At 51.7% G+C, this 19,305-nt stretch carries 16 protein-coding genes; 9 read left to right on the top strand and 7 right to left on the bottom strand.

Annotated features, from left to right (window positions below; translation table 11 throughout):
• Positions 1-157 precede the first annotated feature (157 nt).
• Both mobB and mobA read right to left on the bottom strand, forming a co-directional pair.
• Positions 158-664, bottom strand: coding sequence for a molybdopterin-guanine dinucleotide biosynthesis protein MobB (gene mobB / locus DBY68_RS20825; RefSeq protein ID WP_108477088.1), 507 nt, complete (start codon positions 662-664; stop codon positions 158-160).
• Positions 661-1,188 carry a molybdenum cofactor guanylyltransferase MobA gene (gene mobA, locus DBY68_RS20820; RefSeq protein WP_233503916.1) on the bottom strand — a complete coding sequence of 176 codons (528 nt, stop codon included), beginning with the start codon at positions 1,186-1,188 and terminating at the stop codon, positions 661-663. Before mobA ends, mobB begins: the two co-directional genes overlap by 4 nt.
• A gap of 113 nt (positions 1,189-1,301) precedes the next feature.
• Here mobA and DBY68_RS20815 point away from each other — a divergent pair, with 113 nt between their 5' ends.
• The 5 genes from DBY68_RS20815 to DBY68_RS20795 all read left to right on the top strand — a co-directional run bounded on the left by DBY68_RS20815 (position 1,302) and on the right by DBY68_RS20795 (position 4,915).
• Complete coding sequence (locus DBY68_RS20815) at positions 1,302-1,571, top strand: YihD family protein (RefSeq protein ID WP_015966571.1); 270 nt, start codon at positions 1,302-1,304, stop codon at positions 1,569-1,571.
• Between the two features lie 77 nt (positions 1,572-1,648).
• The gene (locus tag DBY68_RS20810) at positions 1,649-2,635 is read left to right on the top strand and encodes a serine/threonine protein kinase (protein WP_108477086.1); all 987 of its coding nucleotides are present in this window, start codon (positions 1,649-1,651) and stop codon (positions 2,633-2,635) included.
• A gap of 27 nt (positions 2,636-2,662) precedes the next feature.
• On the top strand, positions 2,663-3,286 hold the full coding sequence (dsbA, locus tag DBY68_RS20805; RefSeq protein ID WP_108477085.1) for a thiol:disulfide interchange protein DsbA: 624 nt from the start codon (positions 2,663-2,665) through the stop codon (positions 3,284-3,286).
• A 158-nt stretch (positions 3,287-3,444) separates the two neighbouring features.
• Positions 3,445-3,672: a DUF945 family protein gene (locus DBY68_RS20800; RefSeq protein ID WP_158529136.1), complete on the top strand. Its 228-nt coding sequence runs from the start codon at positions 3,445-3,447 to the stop codon at positions 3,670-3,672.
• On the top strand, positions 3,635-4,915 hold the full coding sequence (locus DBY68_RS20795) for a DUF945 family protein (protein WP_233503915.1): 1,281 nt from the start codon (positions 3,635-3,637) through the stop codon (positions 4,913-4,915). The genes DBY68_RS20800 and DBY68_RS20795 overlap by 38 nt, the downstream gene beginning before the upstream one ends.
• A gap of 45 nt (positions 4,916-4,960) precedes the next feature.
• Here the strand turns inward: DBY68_RS20795 and DBY68_RS20790 are convergent, their stop codons facing one another.
• Positions 4,961-5,866, bottom strand: coding sequence for an acyltransferase (locus tag DBY68_RS20790; RefSeq protein WP_108477092.1), 906 nt, complete (start codon positions 5,864-5,866; stop codon positions 4,961-4,963).
• A gap of 396 nt (positions 5,867-6,262) precedes the next feature.
• Here DBY68_RS20790 and polA point away from each other — a divergent pair, with 396 nt between their 5' ends.
• The gene (gene polA, locus DBY68_RS20780; protein WP_108477082.1) at positions 6,263-9,055 is read left to right on the top strand and encodes a DNA polymerase I; all 2,793 of its coding nucleotides are present in this window, start codon (positions 6,263-6,265) and stop codon (positions 9,053-9,055) included.
• Positions 9,056-9,388: 333 nt separating this feature from the next.
• On the opposite strand, the gene yihA is transcribed toward polA, so the two are convergent.
• Positions 9,389-10,024, bottom strand: coding sequence for a ribosome biogenesis GTP-binding protein YihA/YsxC (gene yihA / locus DBY68_RS20775; RefSeq protein WP_108477081.1), 636 nt, complete (start codon positions 10,022-10,024; stop codon positions 9,389-9,391).
• A gap of 584 nt (positions 10,025-10,608) precedes the next feature.
• Here yihA and yihI point away from each other — a divergent pair.
• Together yihI and hemN are read left to right on the top strand one after the other, a co-directional pair.
• A complete protein-coding gene (yihI, locus tag DBY68_RS20765) occupies positions 10,609-11,118 on the top strand; it encodes a Der GTPase-activating protein YihI (RefSeq protein ID WP_108477080.1) in 510 nt (169 codons plus the stop codon).
• A gap of 313 nt (positions 11,119-11,431) precedes the next feature.
• Complete coding sequence (gene hemN, locus DBY68_RS20760) at positions 11,432-12,805, top strand: oxygen-independent coproporphyrinogen III oxidase (RefSeq protein WP_108477079.1); 1,374 nt, start codon at positions 11,432-11,434, stop codon at positions 12,803-12,805.
• Positions 12,806-12,878: 73 nt separating this feature from the next.
• Here the strand turns inward: hemN and glnG are convergent, their stop codons facing one another.
• From glnG to glnA, 3 genes are all read right to left on the bottom strand, one after another.
• Positions 12,879-14,288: a nitrogen regulation protein NR(I) gene (gene glnG, locus DBY68_RS20755; protein ID WP_108477078.1), complete on the bottom strand. Its 1,410-nt coding sequence runs from the start codon at positions 14,286-14,288 to the stop codon at positions 12,879-12,881.
• A gap of 9 nt (positions 14,289-14,297) precedes the next feature.
• On the bottom strand, positions 14,298-15,347 hold the full coding sequence (gene glnL, locus DBY68_RS20750) for a nitrogen regulation protein NR(II) (RefSeq protein ID WP_015966561.1): 1,050 nt from the start codon (positions 15,345-15,347) through the stop codon (positions 14,298-14,300).
• A gap of 193 nt (positions 15,348-15,540) precedes the next feature.
• Positions 15,541-16,950 (bottom strand): glutamate--ammonia ligase, encoded by a 1,410-nt coding sequence (glnA, locus tag DBY68_RS20745; RefSeq protein WP_015966560.1) that lies wholly within the window; start codon positions 16,948-16,950, stop codon positions 15,541-15,543.
• A 380-nt stretch (positions 16,951-17,330) separates the two neighbouring features.
• On the opposite strand from glnA, the gene typA reads away from it, so the two are divergent.
• Entirely contained in the window at positions 17,331-19,154 is a 1,824-nt protein-coding gene (gene typA, locus DBY68_RS20735; RefSeq protein WP_108477077.1) for a ribosome-dependent GTPase TypA, read from the top strand.
• The last annotated feature ends 151 nt before the right edge of the window (positions 19,155-19,305 follow it).

Below are 19,305 nucleotides of genomic sequence, written 5' to 3'. Positions count from 1 at the left end.
TGTGGGGTCTCCCCATGCGAGAGTAGGGAACTGCCAGGCATCAAATAAAGCAGAAGGCCATCCGAAAGGATGGCCTTTTTGCACTGGTGCGAAAAAAACGCCGGATGGCGCACACACTGTAGGCCCGGTGGCGCTGCGCTTACCGGGCCTACACTAATCACATCATCCGCATCCACCGCACCACAAAATCCGCTATTCCCTCAACGTCATTAATATCCAGTAACGGCACATCCACACTGAGCGGAATATCACTGGCGACAGCTATCACATGCGCATCGATCACCAGCTCTTCTGGCTTATGCCCGGCATCTTCGCGAAACAAGACAATCTTCGCGATCTCCTCATGCTTAAAGCCCTCCACCAGAATTAAATCCAGCTTCGAGGCATCCATTCTGCTCGCCAGGAATGGGAGATCCAGTTCCTCTTCCTCTGGCGTCTCGGTCATCAGCGCCCAACGCTGCGTGCTGGCAACCAGCGTCTGCGCCGCACCTGCTTTACGCAACTCATAGCTATCTTTGCCCGGCTTATCGACATCCATATTGTGGTGCGTATGCTTTATAAGCCCAGGTCGTATTCCGCGCTGACATAGCATGGGGATCAGTTGCTTCAGTAGCGTTGTTTTACCGGTCCCACTCCATGCCGCTATCGCTAATAAGGGAATCATGGGCGAGCCTCAAACCAGGTCAAATCTTCCAGCGTATTCACGTTACTGAATGCGCCCTGGCAATCGCTAAAATCTACCGCATGCCCGCCGGCTTCGCGCATAAATACCATCACCCGGCGATCGCCGCGCGCAAGGTAGGCTTCGATATCGGTAGCTATTCGACGATGAACCAACGCAATTGCCGGATGATCGCGATCGCCATCATGAACCCACACAACCGGTGCTTCATTACGCTGTGATTGTAGTCGTTCAGCCAGATGGGCCGGAATAAACGGCGTATCACATGGGCAGAAAAGGAACCATTCGCCGCCGGCTTGCCTGATCACGGAGGCCATTCCGGCAAGCGGCCCCGGAAAGTCGGTGAACGTATCCTGATAAACGGGAAAACCGCTGGCCTGATACACCGCAATATTGCGATTAGCGCTGATCGCCATGCCATTCACCTGTGGCTGTAAACGATCCGCCACATGTTTCCACAGCGGTTTCCCATGCAGCGCCATCAATCCCTTATCCTGCCCACCCATTCTTGACGCTCTACCGCCTGCCAGCACGACACCCGTTATATTCACTATATCGCCTCTTTTATTGTGGGTTTGACCCTGCTACCGTGTGTTAATCAAGAGTAAGGAGCACGACCATGAAATGTAAACGTCTGAATGAAGTTATTGAACTCCTCCAGCCAGCCTGGCAGAAAGAGCCGGAACTGAACCTGATGCAATTTTTGCAGAAACTGGCGAAAGAGTCAGGTTATGAGGGAGAACTGGCGGATTTAACGGATGATATTCTGATCTATCACCTGAAAATGCGTGACTCGGCAAAAGATGCTGTGATTCCCGGGATTCAGAAAGATTATGAAGAAGATTTTAAAACCGCGTTGTTACGAGCGCGCGGTGTGATTAAAGAGTAAAAGGTTGTAAGCACAGCCACTGAAAGCGCTACGAAATGATATCCTGAACTCTTCGTATAGTTAGTCGGATTGGCAGGATGAACGACAAGGCTTTCACTTTTCAGACATTGCACCCGGATACCATTATCGATGCGTTATTCGATCAGGGTATTCGGGTGGATTCTGGCCTTACCCCGTTAAACAGCTATGAAAACCGGGTTTATCAATTTCAGGATGAAGATCGCCGCCGTATGGTGGTGAAGTTCTATCGTCCCGAACGCTGGTCGGCTGACCAAATCCTGGAAGAGCATCTCTTCGCCCAGGAACTTCTTAATGATGAAGTGCCTGTAGCCGCCCCCATCGCTTTCAACAACCAAACGTTGCTGACCCATCAGGGATTTTACTTCGCCGTCTTCCCAAGCCTGGGTGGCCGCCAGTTTGAATCCGATAATCTGGATCAAATGGAGTGGGTTGGGCGTTATCTGGGTCGTTTGCACCAAACCGGCCGTAAGTCTCGCTTTGTCGCCCGCCCGGAAATTGGCGTGAAAGAGTATCTTATTGAGCCACGCGCCATTTTTGAACATTCCGCTCTGGTCCCCGCCGCGTTGAAAGAACGTTTTCTGAGAGTGACCGACGATCTTATTGATGCCGTGATGGCACAGTGGCATGGCCGCTCTAACACGCTGCGCCTGCATGGAGATTGCCATGCCGGGAATATTCTCTGGCGTGATGGGCCGTTGTTTGTTGATTTGGATGATGCGCGTACCGGCCCCGCGGTACAGGATCTGTGGATGTTGCTGAATGGCGATCGTGCCGAGCAACGGATGCAGATGGAAATGATTGTTGAAGCCTACGAGGAGTTCAGCAATTTCAATCTGGATGAATTAGCCCTGATTGAACCTTTACGCGCGATGCGATTGGTTTATTATCTGGCGTGGATTATCAGGCGCTGGGATGACCCTGCGTTTCCTCAGAATTTCCCCTGGCTTACCGGGGAAGATTTCTGGCTGCGGCAGATTTCGATATTTATTGAGCAGGTGAAGGTTCTGCAGGAACCCCCTCTTCAGTTAACGCCAATGTATTAATTTGACATATTCAGGAGAGAATTCGTTATGAAAAAGATTTGGCTTGCGCTGGCAGGTATGATTCTGGCATTCAGCGCTTCCGCTGCTCAGATTACCGACGGCAAACAATACACCACCCTCGATAAACCGGTTGCCGGCGAGCCGCAGGTGCTGGAGTTCTTCTCGTTCTACTGCCCGCACTGCTATCAGTTTGAAGAAGTGCTGCATGTTTCCGATACCGTGAAACAGAAACTGCCGGAAGGCACCAAAATGACCAAATACCACGTTGAGTTCCTGGGCCCATTGGGCAAAGATCTGACTCAGGCGTGGGCGGTAGCGATGGCGCTAGGCGTGGAAGATAAAATCACTGCGCCAATGTTCGAGGCCATTCAGAAAAAACAGACTGTCCAGAACGTCGCTGATATCCGCAAGGTCTTCGTCGATGCTGGCGTGAAAGGCGAAGAGTACGATGCTGCATGGAACAGCTTTGTCGTGAAATCCCTGGTAGCACAGCAGGAAAAAGCGGCCGCTGACCTGCAATTGCAGGGAGTGCCGGCAATGTTTGTTAACGGTAAATATCAGCTGAATCCACAGGGTATGGATGCCAGCAACATGGAAATCTTTGTTCAACAGTATGCGGACACTGTAAAACAACTTATTGAGAAAAAATAAGTTTAACTAATAATATATATGGCTCGCAAATTATTGCGGGCCTTTTTTTATCTGCTAAATAAACACATTCTGATAATTCGCTTTTTCGCCTGATAAATATACAGCCCCCAGATATTCTTTTATATAATGCCCGCACACATTAATTAGGGATGATTGTTATGAAAAAGAGTGTCGTGGCGGCGGGCGTGGTAGTGGCTTTAGGTGTATGTTGGATGGGGAGCGCATGGTATACCGGTAAACAGATCGAACCGAAAGTTGCTGATTTTGTCTCTTCATTTAATCAGGCCAGTAAAGCGAAGTCATCAAAAAATGGGGATGACATTAAGTTACAAGGAATTCACCAGCGGCTTGCTGAGTTCTCATTTTCAGGTGGTGCTGACATTTGAACATGGTGCCGAAGCCAGCGGCATCAAAGCCGGGCAAAACGTTGCGTTTGACGTTGATGTTGACCATGGCCCTTTCCCGCTTTCCTCGCTGGCGAAAGGTAGTCTGGCCCCGGCAATGGCAGCAATGAAGGTGTCGCTGGTTAACGGTGAGATCACCAAACCCCTCTTTGATGCGGCCAAAGGACACTCGCCAATTGATGCAAATATTCGTGCAACTTATGATAAATCTATCGCGACCCAGGTTGTAGTGGCGCCAGCCTCTTATTCCGATACCAAAACCACGTTTGCTTTTGACGGCGGTGAATTTAATGTCTCAGGCGAAAATTCACTGCTCACGGATGCACAGATTAATGGGCAGTTAAAAAACATTGTTATTAGCCAGGATAGTAATGATGTGAAAATTTATTCAGACTCCATGACTATTACGTCAACGGGTAATAAGGTTGATGATAATATCACTGTTGGTCATGCTGATGTATCACTGAATAAGATACGAGTAAACTCCAGGGGCAAAGATTTAATACAGATTAATACCTTCACCGGAACAGGCGCTTTGGCATTATCCAGTGATAAAAAGCACATTAACTATACTCAGGAGTATGCCATCAAGGATTTGATTCGGGAAAAACAGAATCTGGGAAGCGGTAAAATTGCTCTGGTGTTAGAGAATCTCGATCCTGTTGCGGTTCGCGAGTTGTTCACTAATTACAACGCGGAACTGAGTAAGTCTATCGTGGCGAATCCTGCACCAGGTAAAGATGAAGACGCGATGGGTGAGGTCAGTTTGAAACTGCTCACGAAGTATATCGCCAACATCCAGAAAAGTGAGCCAGTCATCAAACTCCCGATTAGCTGGAAAAATGACAAAGGCGAAATGACGGCTAATGTTAATATCGCCATTGCCGATCCGGTTAAAGCAAAATTCACGCCTGGGTCCTTAACCGAATCCGTAGACCAGAATGTCAAAACCATCACGGCAAACGTCATGCTGCCTGTGGATGTTATCACCTATACCGCTAAGCAAGTTAAGCTAGCAGAAGGTAAGGATGATGCCTCCGCACAAAAACAAGCAGAGAAAGACGTTAACAACTTCACGACGCTTGGCAAAATGATGGATCTCATCAGCGTGGACGAAAAAGCGGCGAAGCTTGATTTCGAATATCAGCAGGGCAACGTTGTCTTTAATGGCAAAGAGATGACGGCGGAAGAGTTTATGGCGCGGGGCGGTCGTTTCCTGCAATAAGCTGATTATCTCGCCTCCTGTTATTCAGGAGGCGAGATAAAGACATTATTTCTTCTGCGGGTGCGGCGTAATTAGCGATGTCAGCAGCGTATCTTTCTCTTCCCACAGAGCATTCAACCACTGCTGGAAACGGCGCTTAAAGTTCTTGTCCGAGACATAATCACCGTGTAATTCATCCGCTACTGGCAACAGATTCACGCGTACCACAATGCGCGTCAGCTTGCCACTCAGCATGTCAAAAAACGGGCTGTCGTTGTTTTCCGGGTAACACAGCGTGACGTCGAGCAATTTATCAAACTGCGCGCCCAGTACGCTCAGCGCCATCGCAATACCAGCCGCTTTTGGCGGCAGCAAATTTTTATACGGCGAGCGGGTCTGGCGGCGCTTCTCTTCGGTAAAGCGTGAGCCTTCGACAAAATTCACGATAGTGGTGGGATGTGTACGAAATTTCTCGCAGGAGCGGCGCGTGGTTTCAACATCTTTTCCACGACGTTCCGGATGGCGGATGAGATAGCTGTGCGAATAGCGGCGCATAAACGGCATATCCAGCGCCCAACAGGCGAGCCCGATAAAGGGAACCCAGGCCAGTTGCTGTTTCAGGAAATACTTATTCATCGGGATGTGCTTACGGAAAATCACGCACAGCACCACGATGTCGGCCCAGCTGTGGTGATTACAGATAAGCAGATACCAGTTCTTTTTGTTCAGCTTTTCCAGCCCCTCAATTTCCCACTTCAGATGCGGGTTGAGATGCAGCAGTGCTGCCAGGCCTTCGCACCAGCAGTACATCATGAAATTGCAAAAAACGGAGACAGAGCGCCAGATTGCCGGGATGGGCAAAATAAGCTTAACAAGCCCGGCGATGATGATCGGCACCGAACACAATATGGTGAGTAAAATAGTAAGCGCGATACTTATGGGAAGCGTTATCGCCGCGAGAAATCTCGACATAATTTGTTTATTCAGATAGTTAGTCATTAAACGCGCGCAGGCAAAACGCACAAGAGGCTGATTTTATCAGAAAACACACCAAATGATGGGTCTTACCAGAACAGAAAAATAACCTCTGCTTATATCCACACAGGATAAATTGTCACCACAGCGTGTTTTTCACGGCAGATCCATTTTCAAGTAATTGAAAAATATAGGTTATTAATGATTTTCATAAATGCAAAAGATCACACGTTATTAGCATCATAAAACTATGCACAAAGTTATCCACAGATTTGTTTTGCGAGTGATCCAGAAGATCTGCAAATCTTTTCGCGTAAATGGGGCGAAAAACTCATGTTTTCATGCTGTCTGTGGCATCCTTTAACCATAATCTGATAAACAGGCACGGAAATTATGGTTCAGATCCCCGAAAATCCCCTTATCCTCGTTGATGGCTCCTCGTATCTTTACAGGGCGTATCATGCTTTCCCACCGTTGACCAATGGCGCAGGCGAACCGACCGGCGCGATGTATGGCGTGCTGAATATGCTGCGCAGCCTGTTGCTGCAATATCAGCCGACACACGCTGTTGTGGTGTTTGATGCGAAGGGTAAAACCTTCCGTGACGAACTGTTTGAGGATTACAAATCTCACCGCCCACCAATGCCTGATGATCTGCGTGCGCAGATCGAGCCGCTGCATGCAATGGTGAAAGCCATGGGGCTCCCGCTGATGGCCGTATCGGGCGTCGAAGCGGATGATGTGATCGGCACGCTGGCGCGCGAAGCGGAAGCGGCGGGTCGCCCGGTGTTGATCAGCACCGGCGATAAAGATATGGCGCAACTGGTCACGCCGGGTATAACCCTGATTAACACCATGACGAATACCATTCTTGGCCCGGAAGAGGTGGTGACCAAGTACGGTGTGCCGCCGGAACTCATCATTGACTTCCTCGCGCTGATGGGCGACTCCTCGGATAATATTCCGGGCGTGCCGGGTGTGGGAGAAAAAACAGCCCAGGCGCTGCTTCAGGGACTGGGGGGGCTGGATACCCTTTATACCGAGCCGGATAAAATCGCCGGGCTGAGCTTCCGTGGCGCGAAAACGATGGCCGCAAAGCTTGAGCAAAATAAAGAGGTGGCCTATCTCTCTTACAAACTCGCGACCATCAAAACCGACGTTGAGCTGGAGCTGACCTGCGAACAGCTGGAAGTGCAGCCACCTGCGGCTGAAGAGCTGCTGGCTCTATTCAAAAAATATGAGTTCAAACGCTGGATAAGCGATGTTGAGTCAGGAAAATGGTTACAGGCGAAAGGCGCGAAGCCGACGAAATCCGCTGACAAACCGGCGGACACTATCGTGGTGGAGGAAGACGTCGAAACCAACGCCACCCTGAGCGCCGATAACTATGTCACGATCCTGGATGAAGCGACGTTAGTTGAATGGATTGAGAAACTGAAAAAAGCGCCTCTGTTTGCTTTCGATACGGAAACGGACAGCCTTGATAATGTCTCTGCCAATATGGTTGGCCTGTCGTTCGCAACTGAACCCGGCGTTGCCGCGTATGTGCCTGTCGCGCACGATTATCTTGACGCGCCAGAACAGATTTCCCGCGAACGCGCGCTGGAACTGCTCAAACCGGTGCTGGAAGATGAAAAATGCCTGAAAGTCGGGCAGAACCTCAAATATGACCGCGGGATCCTTGCGAACTATGGCATTGAGCTGCGCGGGATTGCTTATGACACCATGCTGGAATCCTACACGCTGGATAGCGTTGCGGGCCGCCACGATATGGACAGCCTTTCTGAGCGCTGGCTGAAGCACAAAACGATTACCTTTGAGGAGATCGCCGGCAAAGGCAAAAAGCAGCTCACCTTTAACCAGATTGCACTGGAAGAAGCGGGCCGTTATGCGGCGGAAGACGCTGACGTCACGCTGCAGTTGCATCTGAAAATGTGGCCGAAGCTGCAAAAGGAGAAAGGGCCGCTGAGCGTCTTCGAAAATATCGAAATGCCGCTGGTGCCGGTGCTGTCGCGTGTGGAACGCAACGGCGTCAAGATTGATCCGGCAGTGCTGCATGCACATTCACAGGAGATTGCGAAACGGCTGGTGGAGCTGGAACAGAAGGCCTTTGAGGTCGCCGGTGAAGAGTTTAACCTCTCCTCACCGAAGCAACTGCAAACGATTCTGTTTGAAAAACAGGGGATTAAACCGCTGAAGAAAACCCCGGGCGGCGCGCCGTCTACGTCAGAAGAAGTGCTTGAGGAGTTGGCGCTGGATTATCCGCTGCCAAAAGTTATTCTCGAATATCGTGGCCTGGCGAAGCTGAAGTCCACTTACACCGACAAACTGCCGTTGATGATCAACCCGAAAACCGGGCGCGTGCATACCTCCTATCACCAGGCTGTCACCGCAACGGGGCGTCTCTCCTCGACGGATCCCAACCTGCAAAACATTCCTGTACGTAATGATGAAGGGCGTCGCATTCGACAGGCATTTATCGCGCCGAAAGATTACGTGATTGTCTCTGCGGACTACTCACAAATCGAACTGCGCATTATGGCGCATCTATCGCGTGATAAAGGCCTGCTGACCGCATTTGCCGAAGGGAAAGATATCCACCGTGCGACGGCGGCGGAAGTCTTTGGCCTGCCATTAGAGAGCGTCAGTAGCGAACAGCGTCGCAGCGCGAAGGCGATTAACTTCGGTTTAATCTACGGCATGAGCGCGTTTGGCCTCTCTCGCCAGCTCAATATCCCGCGTAAAGAGTCGCAGAAGTACATGGATCTCTACTTTGAGCGCTATCCCGGAGTGATGGAGTATATGGAGCGCACCCGTGCTCAGGCGAAAGATCAGGGTTATGTTGAAACGCTGGATGGTCGTCGGCTTTACCTCCCGGACATCAAATCCAGCAACGGCGCGCGTCGTGCCGGGGCTGAACGCGCCGCAATCAACGCTCCGATGCAGGGCACTGCCGCAGATATCATCAAACGAGCGATGATTGCTGTGGATGCCTGGCTTGAAAGCGAAAAACCGCGCGTGCGCATGATTATGCAGGTGCACGATGAGCTGGTGTTTGAAGTGCACAAAGATGATGTGGATGCCGTGTCGAAGAAAATCCATGAACTGATGGAAAATAGCACCAAACTGGATGTGCCTTTGCTGGTGGAAGTAGGCAGCGGCGAAAACTGGGATCAGGCGCACTAACCGTTCGGCGACTAAGCGCTTTTTTGGTAAGTAAGCAACATAACTTATAGCGTTTTGTGATGAACATTAGAATTCGCTATGTAATGAGTGAAAAAAAACTACAAAAAGTGCTTTCTGTGACCCAAAAAAAAGAGTAGAGTTAGTCGCGTAGGGTACAGAGGTAAGATGTTCTATCTTTCAGACCTTTTACTTCACGTAATCGGATTTGGCTGAATATTTTAGCCGCCCCGGTCAGTAATGACCGGGGCGTTTTTTATTGGGCGAAAGAAAAGCCGCCGGATGGCAGCTTTGCGTGAAATCAGGGTCGGGCAATCGCGCCCGACGGCAGAATGATTACTCTTCAGCTTCTTCAGCCGCCACTTCCGGCGGGATCTCACTAAACCAGGTGTCCAGCTTCTGACGCAGCTTATCTACACCCTGTTTTTTCAGTGATGAAAACGCTTCAACCTGCACATCACCGTTGAAGGCGAGCACAGCTTCGCGCACCATGTTGATCTGCGCTTTTCGTGCGCCGCTGGCAAGTTTATCGGCTTTGGTCAGCAACACCAGCACCTCAATCTCACTGTCTACGGCCCACTGAATCATCTGTTGATCAAGATCTTTCAGCGGATGGCGGATGTCCATGAGGATCACAATCCCCTTCAGACACAGACGTTTTTCCAGGTACTCACCCAGCGCACGCTGCCATTTGATTTTCATCTCCTCCGGCACTTCTGCGTAACCATAGCCCGGTAAGTCGACCAAACGTTTACCGTCAGCCACTTCAAACAGGTTAATCAACTGCGTACGGCCAGGTGTCTTGGAGGTACGGGCCAGGCTTTTCTGGTTCGTCAGCGTATTGAGTGCGCTGGACTTCCCGGCGTTGGAGCGGCCTGCAAATGCCACTTCGATTCCAGTATCAGAAGGTAAATGGCGGATATCTGGCGCACTGGTCACAAAATGCGTCAGTTGATAATTCAGGTTAATCAAAACGGTCGTCTCCGTTAAATCGGGCAATGCTGGCGATTATACCCGATCGGTAAAAAAAGGCTGATTTTCCTCAGCGAGTCTACAGGATGTAAGCAAAACCCCTACACTTTGTGAGATATTGCCCATAGTCCCTATGCGAATTTTCAGAGAAGTTTGAGAAGAAAAAATCGCTAAAAATAGATAAATCATAGAGTTAATGTTGGGGAAAACTCTGATTTTATATTTATGTGCCGTTTCGCTGCTTGTTAGTTTAGCTCAACAAGGTAAAGTATCACTCATTGGCGAGGACGCCGGAAGGATTTCTAACTCAGGATGAGGGTCAGGAGCGCCAGGAGGCGAAGACTTAGGATTGTCAGGATGACAAACGTCCGGAGACGTAGCGAAAGGAAATGGAGCAGTACAGGGATTGTTCCAGGCTAAAGGAAAGACAGGGTGTGTCGGTAGCTAACATGGAATGTAGCGCCCGTTGAGGGTGGAGAGTCAGAAAAAGGCGACAGATTACTCTGTCGCCTTTTTTCTTTGTTGGTATTCTGCTAGATTCCGCCTCAATTCTATACTGAATAAAACGGCCATAAGACAACACCATGAAAAAACCAACATCTGCACCGCGTGCCAAAACGCGCCGCAAAACCCGTGAAGAACTGGACCAGGAAGCGCGCGATCGTAAGCGCCAGAAGAAGCATCGTGGCCATACGCCGGGCAGCCGTGCAAATGGTGGCGGTGAATCGGGTCGCGCAAGCCAAAAAGGTCAGGAAAAAGATCCCCGTATTGGCAGTAAAAAACCTGTTCAGCTGGGCGTTACCGCTGCGCAGACAACAACCCCTCGTCAGCAAAAACCAAAAAGTGAGAAACCTATGCTTTCACCGCAGGCTGAGCTGGAGCAGTTAGAAACGGATGAGCGTTTGGATGCGCTGCTGGAGCGCCTGGAAGAAGGCGGAAAACTGAATGCTGAAGAGCAAAGCTGGGTCGATGCCAAACTGGACAGAATCGACGAACTGATGCAGCAGCTTGGCCTCTCCTACGACGATGACGAAGAAGAAGAGGAAGAAGAGGGCAAGGAAGACATGATGCGTCTGCTTAAGGGCGGAAACTAACGTTTGCACGCAGTTGGTTTCCCGGTTCTGCTTATATACACAAAAGCATTCACAGTGCGTCCAGGCGGCAAGCGAGTGAGTCCCCAGGAGCGTACAAAAGTACGTGACGGGGGCGAAAGCACGCAGCCAACACAGAGGCAATGTGAATGGTGACGTGTATAACCCTTCTGGTTATATGTTATCTGGTGTGGTTATTCGTTAAACTACAACGGTTGTCGCGGCGTCAAAAACGGCTGCGCAACCGGCTAATGGCTCAACAAGGAGCCAGGCCGGCACGCCGTCGTCGTTAGCGACGTCACTGGAAGGAGTAAGCATGTCTGTGCAGTTAATCGACTGGGATCTGGCCCTGATCCAGAAATATAACTATTCCGGGCCTCGTTACACTTCGTATCCCACCGCGCTGGAGTTTTCCGACGCGTTTGGCGAGAGCGAATTTCTGAATGCGGTTGCGCGATATCCTGAGCGGCCGCTGTCGCTGTACGTGCATATCCCGTTCTGCCACAAACTCTGCTATTTCTGCGGCTGCAATAAAATTGTCACACGCCAGCAGCATAAAGCTGACCAGTATCTCGACGCGCTGGAGCAGGAAATTCGCCATCGCGCACCGTTGTTCACCGGGCGCAATGTCACCCAGTTGCACTGGGGCGGCGGCACGCCAACCTATCTAAACAAAGCGCAAATTACGCGCCTGATGACGCTGCTGCGTGAGAACTTCCATTTTGCCGCTGACGCTGAGATCTCTATTGAAGTTGATCCGCGTGAAATCGAACTGGACGTGATCGACCATCTGCGTGCCGAAGGCTTTAACCGCCTGAGCATGGGCGTACAGGACTTCAACAAAGAGGTTCAGCGTCTGGTGAACCGCGAGCAGGACGAAGCGTTTATCTTTGCACTGCTGAATCACGCCCGTGAGATCGGCTTTACCTCAACCAACATTGACCTGATCTACGGCCTGCCAAAACAGACGCCGGAAAGCTTTGCCTTTACGCTTAAACGCGTGGCGGAACTGAACCCGGATCGCCTGAGCGTCTTCAACTACGCGCACCTGCCGACGCTGTTTGCCGCGCAGCGTAAAATTAAAGATGCAGATTTACCGACTGCTCAGCAGAAGCTGGATATCCTGCAGGAAACGATCGCGTCGCTCACTGACGCCGGTTACCAGTTTATCGGCATGGATCACTTTGCCCGCCCGGATAACGAGCTGGCCGTTGCTCAGCGTGAAGGTGTGTTGCATCGTAACTTCCAGGGCTACACCACGCAGGGTGATACCGATCTGCTCGGTATGGGGGTATCCGCCATCAGTATGATTGGCGACTGCTACGCCCAGAACCAGAAAGAGCTGAAGCTCTACTATCAGCAGGTCGATGAACGCGGCGATGCGCTGTGGCGTGGGATTGCTTTAACGCGTGATGACTGCATTCGTCGTGATGTGATTAAAGCGCTGATTTGTAATTTTCGCCTGGATTACGCCGCGGTTGAGCAGCAGTGGGATTTGAATTTTGCTGACTATTTTGCAGAAGATTTAAAACTGTTGGCACCGCTGGCGAAAGATGGGCTGGTGGATGTGGATGACAAAGGAATTCAGGTGACGGCAAAAGGTCGTCTGTTGATTCGTAATATCTGCATGTGCTTCGATGCTTATCTGCGGCAGAAAGCGCGGATGCAGCAGTTCTCACGCGTGATTTAAGCTATTACCGGGCCTACAACGCCTCGTTGTTTGTAGGCCCGATAAGCGAAGCGCCATCCGGCGCAACGCGGCGCTACTCCATCCCCAGCTCTTTCAGCTTGCGCGTCAGGGTATTACGCCCCCAACCCAGCAACCGCGCCGCTTCTTGCTTATGCCCCTGAGTATGACGCAGGGCAGTGGTGAGCAATGTACGCTCCATTTCCGGCTGTGCTTCCGATAACAGATTTTGATGACCGGATCGCAACGCGCGATCGGCCCACTGCGCCAGCAGCGTCGCCCAGTTATCCGGCTGTGTGTGGGTCGTGCCATCCGGAACGGTGGTTTCAAACAGTTCGCTCGGCAGATCCTGAATCAACACTTCCTGGCCTGCGGCCATCACCGTCAGCCAGCGGCAGGTATTTTCCAGCTGGCGCACGTTGCCCGGCCACGCCAGACGCGTCAGTGCCGCCTCGGTTTCCGGATGCAGCAGTTTGACTTCTACGCCCAGTTCGCGTGCGGCAATTTGCAGGAAGTGACGCGCCAGGCGCGGAATATCTTCCCGACGCTCGCGCAGCGGCGGCAGGTGCACGCGAATCACGTTCAGGCGGTGGAACAAATCCTCGCGGAATTTCCCCTCCTGTACGCGCAATTCCAGGTTCTGGTGGGTCGCCGCGATGATGCGCACATCCACTTTTACCGGCGCATAGCCGCCGACGCGATAAAACTGCCCATCGGCTAGCACGCGCAGCAGACGTGTTTGTACATCGTTGGGCATGTCGCCAATTTCGTCGAGAAACAGCGTGCCGCCGTCAGCCTGCTCAAAACGTCCCTGACGGACGGTGTTCGCGCCCGTAAACGCGCCTTTCTCGTGGCCAAAGAGTTCAGATTCAATTAAATCTTTCGGTATCGCCGCCATATTCAGAGCGATAAACGGCGCTTTTGCACGTGGGCTGTGGCGATGCAGCGCATGCGCGACGAGCTCTTTACCGGTACCGGATTCGCCGTTAATCAGCACGCTTATTGATGAACGGGAGAGTCGCCCGATAATGCGAAAGACGTCCTGCATCGCCGGTGCTTCACCGATAATATCGGCAGTAGGCCCGAATGCGGGCACGTCGCGCGGCTGCTGTTGTTCCTGATAGTGGCTGATGGCACGTTCAACCAGCGCTACAGCCTCATCGATATCAAACGGTTTGGGCAGGTAATCGAACGCGCCTTGTTGATAAGCGCTGACCGCCGCATCGAGATCCGAATGGGCGGTCATTATGATGACCGGGAGCATCGGATGGCGCTGTTTAATCTGCTTGAGCAGCGCAAGGCCGTCCATGCCTGGCATACGAATATCCGACAGCAGCACGTCAGGCGTTTTGGTGGTGAGCGCGTCCAGCACCTCGTTGCCGCTTTCAAATGTGGTACAGCTTAAGCCCGCCCCGGTGAGTGCGCGTTCAAGCACCCAACGGATGGAGCTATCGTCATCTACGACCCAGACTATCCCTCGTTGCATAAACACACCTTATTTTCGAATTGGCAGGTAAACCGAAAACTCGGTATGGCCTGGCCAACTGGTAAATTCAATTTTGCCGGAATGCTGATCGATCAGGCTGCGGGCGATAGATAAACCCAGCCCGGTGCCGCCTTCGCGGCCACTCACCATTGGATAGAACAGCGTGTCCTGTAAATGGGACGGAATACCCGGCCCGTTATCTTCAACGTCAATGCGTGCCGCCAGGCGATAGCGCTCGCCGTGCAGCGTTAGCTGGAACGCGGTGCGCGTGCGCAGAATGATTTCGCCGCCTTCTGGCCCTAACGCCTGCAACGCATTGCGAACAATATTCAGTAATACTTGTTCAATCTGGTCGGGATCGTGCGGTAACTCCGGCAAACTCGGGTCGTAATCACGCACCAGCCGCACGTTATCCGGCAGCTCCATCGACACCAGCGAAAAGACGCGTTCGGCCACTTTGTGGATACTTTCGGTTACGTGCATCCCCGGCTGTTGCGGCCCCAGCAGACGATCGACCAGGTTGCGCAGGCGGTCAGCCTGCTCAATGATCATTTTGGTGTATTCAGTGAGCGACGGGTCGGGCAGTGCTCTGCTTAAAAGCTGCGCCGCGCCGCGTAAGCCACCGAGTGGGTTTTTTATCTCATGGGCTAAGCCACGGACTAAATCGCGCGCCGCAATCTGTTGCGCATGCTGGAGCTGCTCCTGGCTCAGGCGACGTTGATTATCCATCGGGGCCATCTCCAGCAAAATAAAGCCGTCAGGCAGCCGCTGGGCCGTCAGAGAGAGGATATGTGAACGTCCGTCGATCACCAGCGTCACTTCGTTATCCGTGAAGCCCTGGCCTGTTTGCAGGCTCTCCTGCATCAAACCGATATTTAATGAGAAATAGCTCAGCAGTTCCGGTAATGGCGTACCGAACAGTTTTCGTGAGCTTTGCGCCAGCAGTTGCTGCGCCGCAGGATTAGCGTAATGCACCGCCAGGTCATCATCGACCAGCAGAATGCTATTAATTAAAGAATTGAGGATCTGCCCAGCATCGGGCAGCGCGCCGGTTGCCATTTAGCAGTCTCCTTTGATTGCACTGTTTTAGTGCATTATAGCTGGATGGACGGGAAAAAGGCGCTAACTACGCGTTTTCGTGGAGAAAAAAGCCCATCCAGAGATGGGCTAAACGTTCCACGGCAACAACTTACTCAGCTTGTTCTTGCCGCCAGGCGGCGACAAGAAGTGGGCGGAGAATGACTAACGTAAATTAAACGCTGTAGTACAGCTCGAACTCTACCGGGTGCGGCGTCATACGTACGCGGTCATCTTCTTCACGGCGCAGCGCGATGTAAGCATCGATGGATTCGTCAGTGAACACACCACCGGCTTTCAGGAACTCGCGGTCCAGATCCAGTTCTTTCAGTGCTTCTTCCAGAGAACCAGCAACCTGTGGGATCTCTTTCGCTTCTTCCGGCGGCAGGTCATACAGATTTTTGTCCATTGCTTCGCCCGGATGGATTTTATTCTTGATACCGTCAAGGCCAGCCATCAGCAGTGCTGCGAAGCACAGGTACGGGTTAGCTGCCGGGTCCGGGAAGCGCACTTCGATACGACGCGCTTTCGGGCTGGTAACAACCGGAATACGGATGGATGCGGAACGGTTACGCGCAGAGTAAGCCAGCATAACCGGCGCTTCATAACCCGGAACCAGACGTTTGTAGGAGTTGGTAGTCGGGTTCGCCAGGGCGTTGATCGCTTTCGCGTGTTTAATAACACCGCCGATGTAGTGCAGCGCCTGCTCAGACAGACCTGCGTATTTGTCGCCAGAGAACAGGTTTACGCCGTTCTTAGACAGAGACATGTGGCAGTGCATACCGGAGCCGTTATCGCCAAACATTGGTTTTGGCATGAAGGTCGCGGTTTTACCGAAACGGTGCGCAACGTTGTGAACCACATATTTGTAGATCTGAATTTCGTCCGCTTTTTTGGTCATGGTGTTGAAGCGGGTGGCGATTTCGTTCTGGCCCGCCGTTGCCACTTCGTGGTGGTGAGCTTCAACAACCAGGCCCATTTCTTCCATGATCATACACATGGTAGAACGGATGTCCTGAGAGGAATCGACCGGCGGAACCGGGAAGTAACCGCCTTTCACGCCTGGACGGTGACCTTTGTTACCACCTTCGTATTTGGTGGAAGAGTTCCACGCGCCTTCGATATCGTCGATAGCCACGTGAGAACCGGAAATGGATGCGCCGAAGCGGATGTCATCGAACAGGAAGAATTCTGGTTCTGGCCCGAACAGTACGGTGTCGGCGATGCCAGTAGAGCGCAGGTATTCTTCCGCGCGTTTCGCGATGGAGCGCGGGTCACGGTCATAGCCCTGCAGGGTACCTGGTTCCAGGATATCGCAGCGGATAATCAGTGTCGGTTCTTCGTAGAACGGGTCAATGAGTGCGGTAGATGCGTCCGGCATCAGAACCATGTCAGATTCGTTAATGCCTTTCCAGCCGCCGATAGAGGAGCCGTCAAACATTTTGCCTTCTTCAAAGAATTCAGCATTAACCTGATGGGAAGGGATAGTGACGTGCTGTTCTTTACCTTTGGTATCGGTGAAGCGCAGATCGACAAACTTCACTTCGTGCTCATTCAGCATCGTCAAAACGTGTTCAGCGGACATACTTTACATCTCCCGGATTTGTCATTGTCGTCGTGGTAACGAGGTCTTCAAACACTTCTTAAAAGTGGCGTTGTTGCCCTGAAATATATAAAGCGAAATCTGTGCCAACTTTTAAATTACCCCCAAAAGGCGCTATCATGCGCATCATAGTGCAAAAGGGCTGCACCACGATGGTGTCATTGCACCAGTATAGTGCTTGTATGTGAACATAAAGCACCATATTGGTGCAATTTGCGTTAAGGTGCCCTTTTTTCGCTCCGTGAAAGCGATCACAAAGGAACTCTGCAATACTTGTTTGCGGAGGATGTTTGTGATCCTGTTTTGTACTGCGATTAATCCGTGTACAATAACGCGCTATTTCTAATGCCCGAGGCAAAGTTGTGATCGAAAATTTGCGTAACATCGCCATCATCGCGCACGTTGACCATGGTAAAACTACCCTGGTTGATAAGCTGCTGCAGCAATCCGGTACGTTTGATGCACGTGCCGAAACTCAAGAGCGTGTGATGGACTCCAACGATTTGGAGAAAGAGCGTGGGATTACCATCCTCGCGAAAAACACCGCTATCAAATGGAATGACTACCGTATCAACATCGTTGATACCCCAGGGCACGCCGACTTCGGTGGTGAAGTTGAACGTGTAATGTCCATGGTAGACTCCGTGCTGCTGGTCGTTGACGCATTTGACGGCCCGATGCCGCAGACGCGCTTCGTGACCAAGAAAGCCTTTGCCTATGGCCTGAAACCTATTGTTGTTATCAACAAAGTTGACCGTCCTGGCGCGCGTCCTGACTGGGTTGTTGACCAGGTATTCGACCTGTTCGTTAACCTGGATGCGACCGACGAACAGCTGGACTTCCCGATCGTTTACGCCTCTGCACTGAACGGTATCGCGGGTCTGGATCACGAAGACATGGCAGAAGACATGACCCCGCTGTATCAGGCGATTGTTGACCATGTTCCTGCACCGGACGTCGATCTCGACGGCCCTCTGCAGATGCAGATCTCCCAGCTGGACTACAACAGCTATGTTGGTGTTATCGGTATCGGCCGTATCAAACGCGGTAAAATCAAACCGAACCAGCAAGTCACCATCATCGATAGCGAAGGTAAAACCCGTAACGGTAAAGTCGGTAAAGTTCTGACTCACCTGGGTCTGGAGCGTATCGACAGCGATATCGCTGAAGCGGGTGACATCATTGCGATCACCGGTCTGGGTGAGCTGAACATCTCTGACACCATTTGCGACACGCAAAATGTGGAAGCGCTGCCGGCCCTGTCCGTTGATGAACCGACCGTTTCTATGTTCTTCTGCGTAAACACCTCTCCGTTCTGCGGTAAAGAAGGTAAATACGTCACGTCTCGCCAGATCCTTGATCGTCTGAACAAAGAACTGGTTCACAACGTGGCGCTGCGCGTGGAAGAAACGCCGGATGCTGACGCATTCCGCGTGTCTGGTCGTGGTGAACTGCACCTGTCTGTTCTGATCGAAAACATGCGTCGCGAAGGTTTCGAAATGGCGGTTTCCCGTCCGAAAGTTATCTTCCGCGAAATCGATGGCCGTAAACAAGAGCCGTTCGAGAACGTAACGCTGGACGTTGAAGAGCAACATCAGGGTTCTGTAATGCAGGCTCTGGGTGAGCGTAAAGGCGACCTGAAAAACATGAATCCAGATGGCAAAGGCCGCGTACGTCTCGACTACGTGATCCCAAGCCGAGGCCTTATCGGTTTCCGTTCAGAATTCATGACCATGACTTCTGGTACCGGTCTGCTGTACTCCACCTTCAGCCACTACGACGATGTTCGTCCGGGTGATGTGGGTCAGCGCCAGAACGGCGTACTGATTTCCAATGGTCAGGGTAAAGCGGTTGCATTCGCACTGTTCAGCCTGCAGGACCGCGGTAAGCTGTTCCTGGGTCACGGTGCAGAAGTTTATGAAGGCCAGATCATCGGTATTCACAGTCGTTCTAACGACCTGACTGTAAACTGTCTGACCGGTAAGAAACTGACCAACATGCGTGCGTCTGGTACTGACGAAGCAACGGTTCTGGTTCCGCCGGTTAAAATGACGCTGGAACAGGCTCTTGAGTTCATCGATGACGACGAACTGGTAGAAGTTACCCCAACTTCTGTCCGTATCCGTAAACGTCACCTGACCGAGAACGACCGTAAACGTGCAATGCGCGGTGCGAAAGAAGAGTAATTCTCCTCTTTCACGCATGAAAAACCTGCCAGCGATGGCAGGTTTTTTTTTGCCTTCACGTCACGGCAAGCGCATTTATAATCCCCTTTTGAAGGCAAGGGCTACTGTCTCTGGTAGAGGCGTGATTACACGCTGAATGTTCATTATTTTT

It is taken from the genome of Pseudocitrobacter sp. RIT415, from assembly GCF_003057695.2.
Lineage (GTDB): Bacteria > Pseudomonadota > Gammaproteobacteria > Enterobacterales > Enterobacteriaceae > Pseudocitrobacter > Pseudocitrobacter faecalis.
The sequence above is the reverse complement of the archived record's forward strand: the minus strand, read 5'-3'. Positions and strand labels throughout refer to the sequence as shown.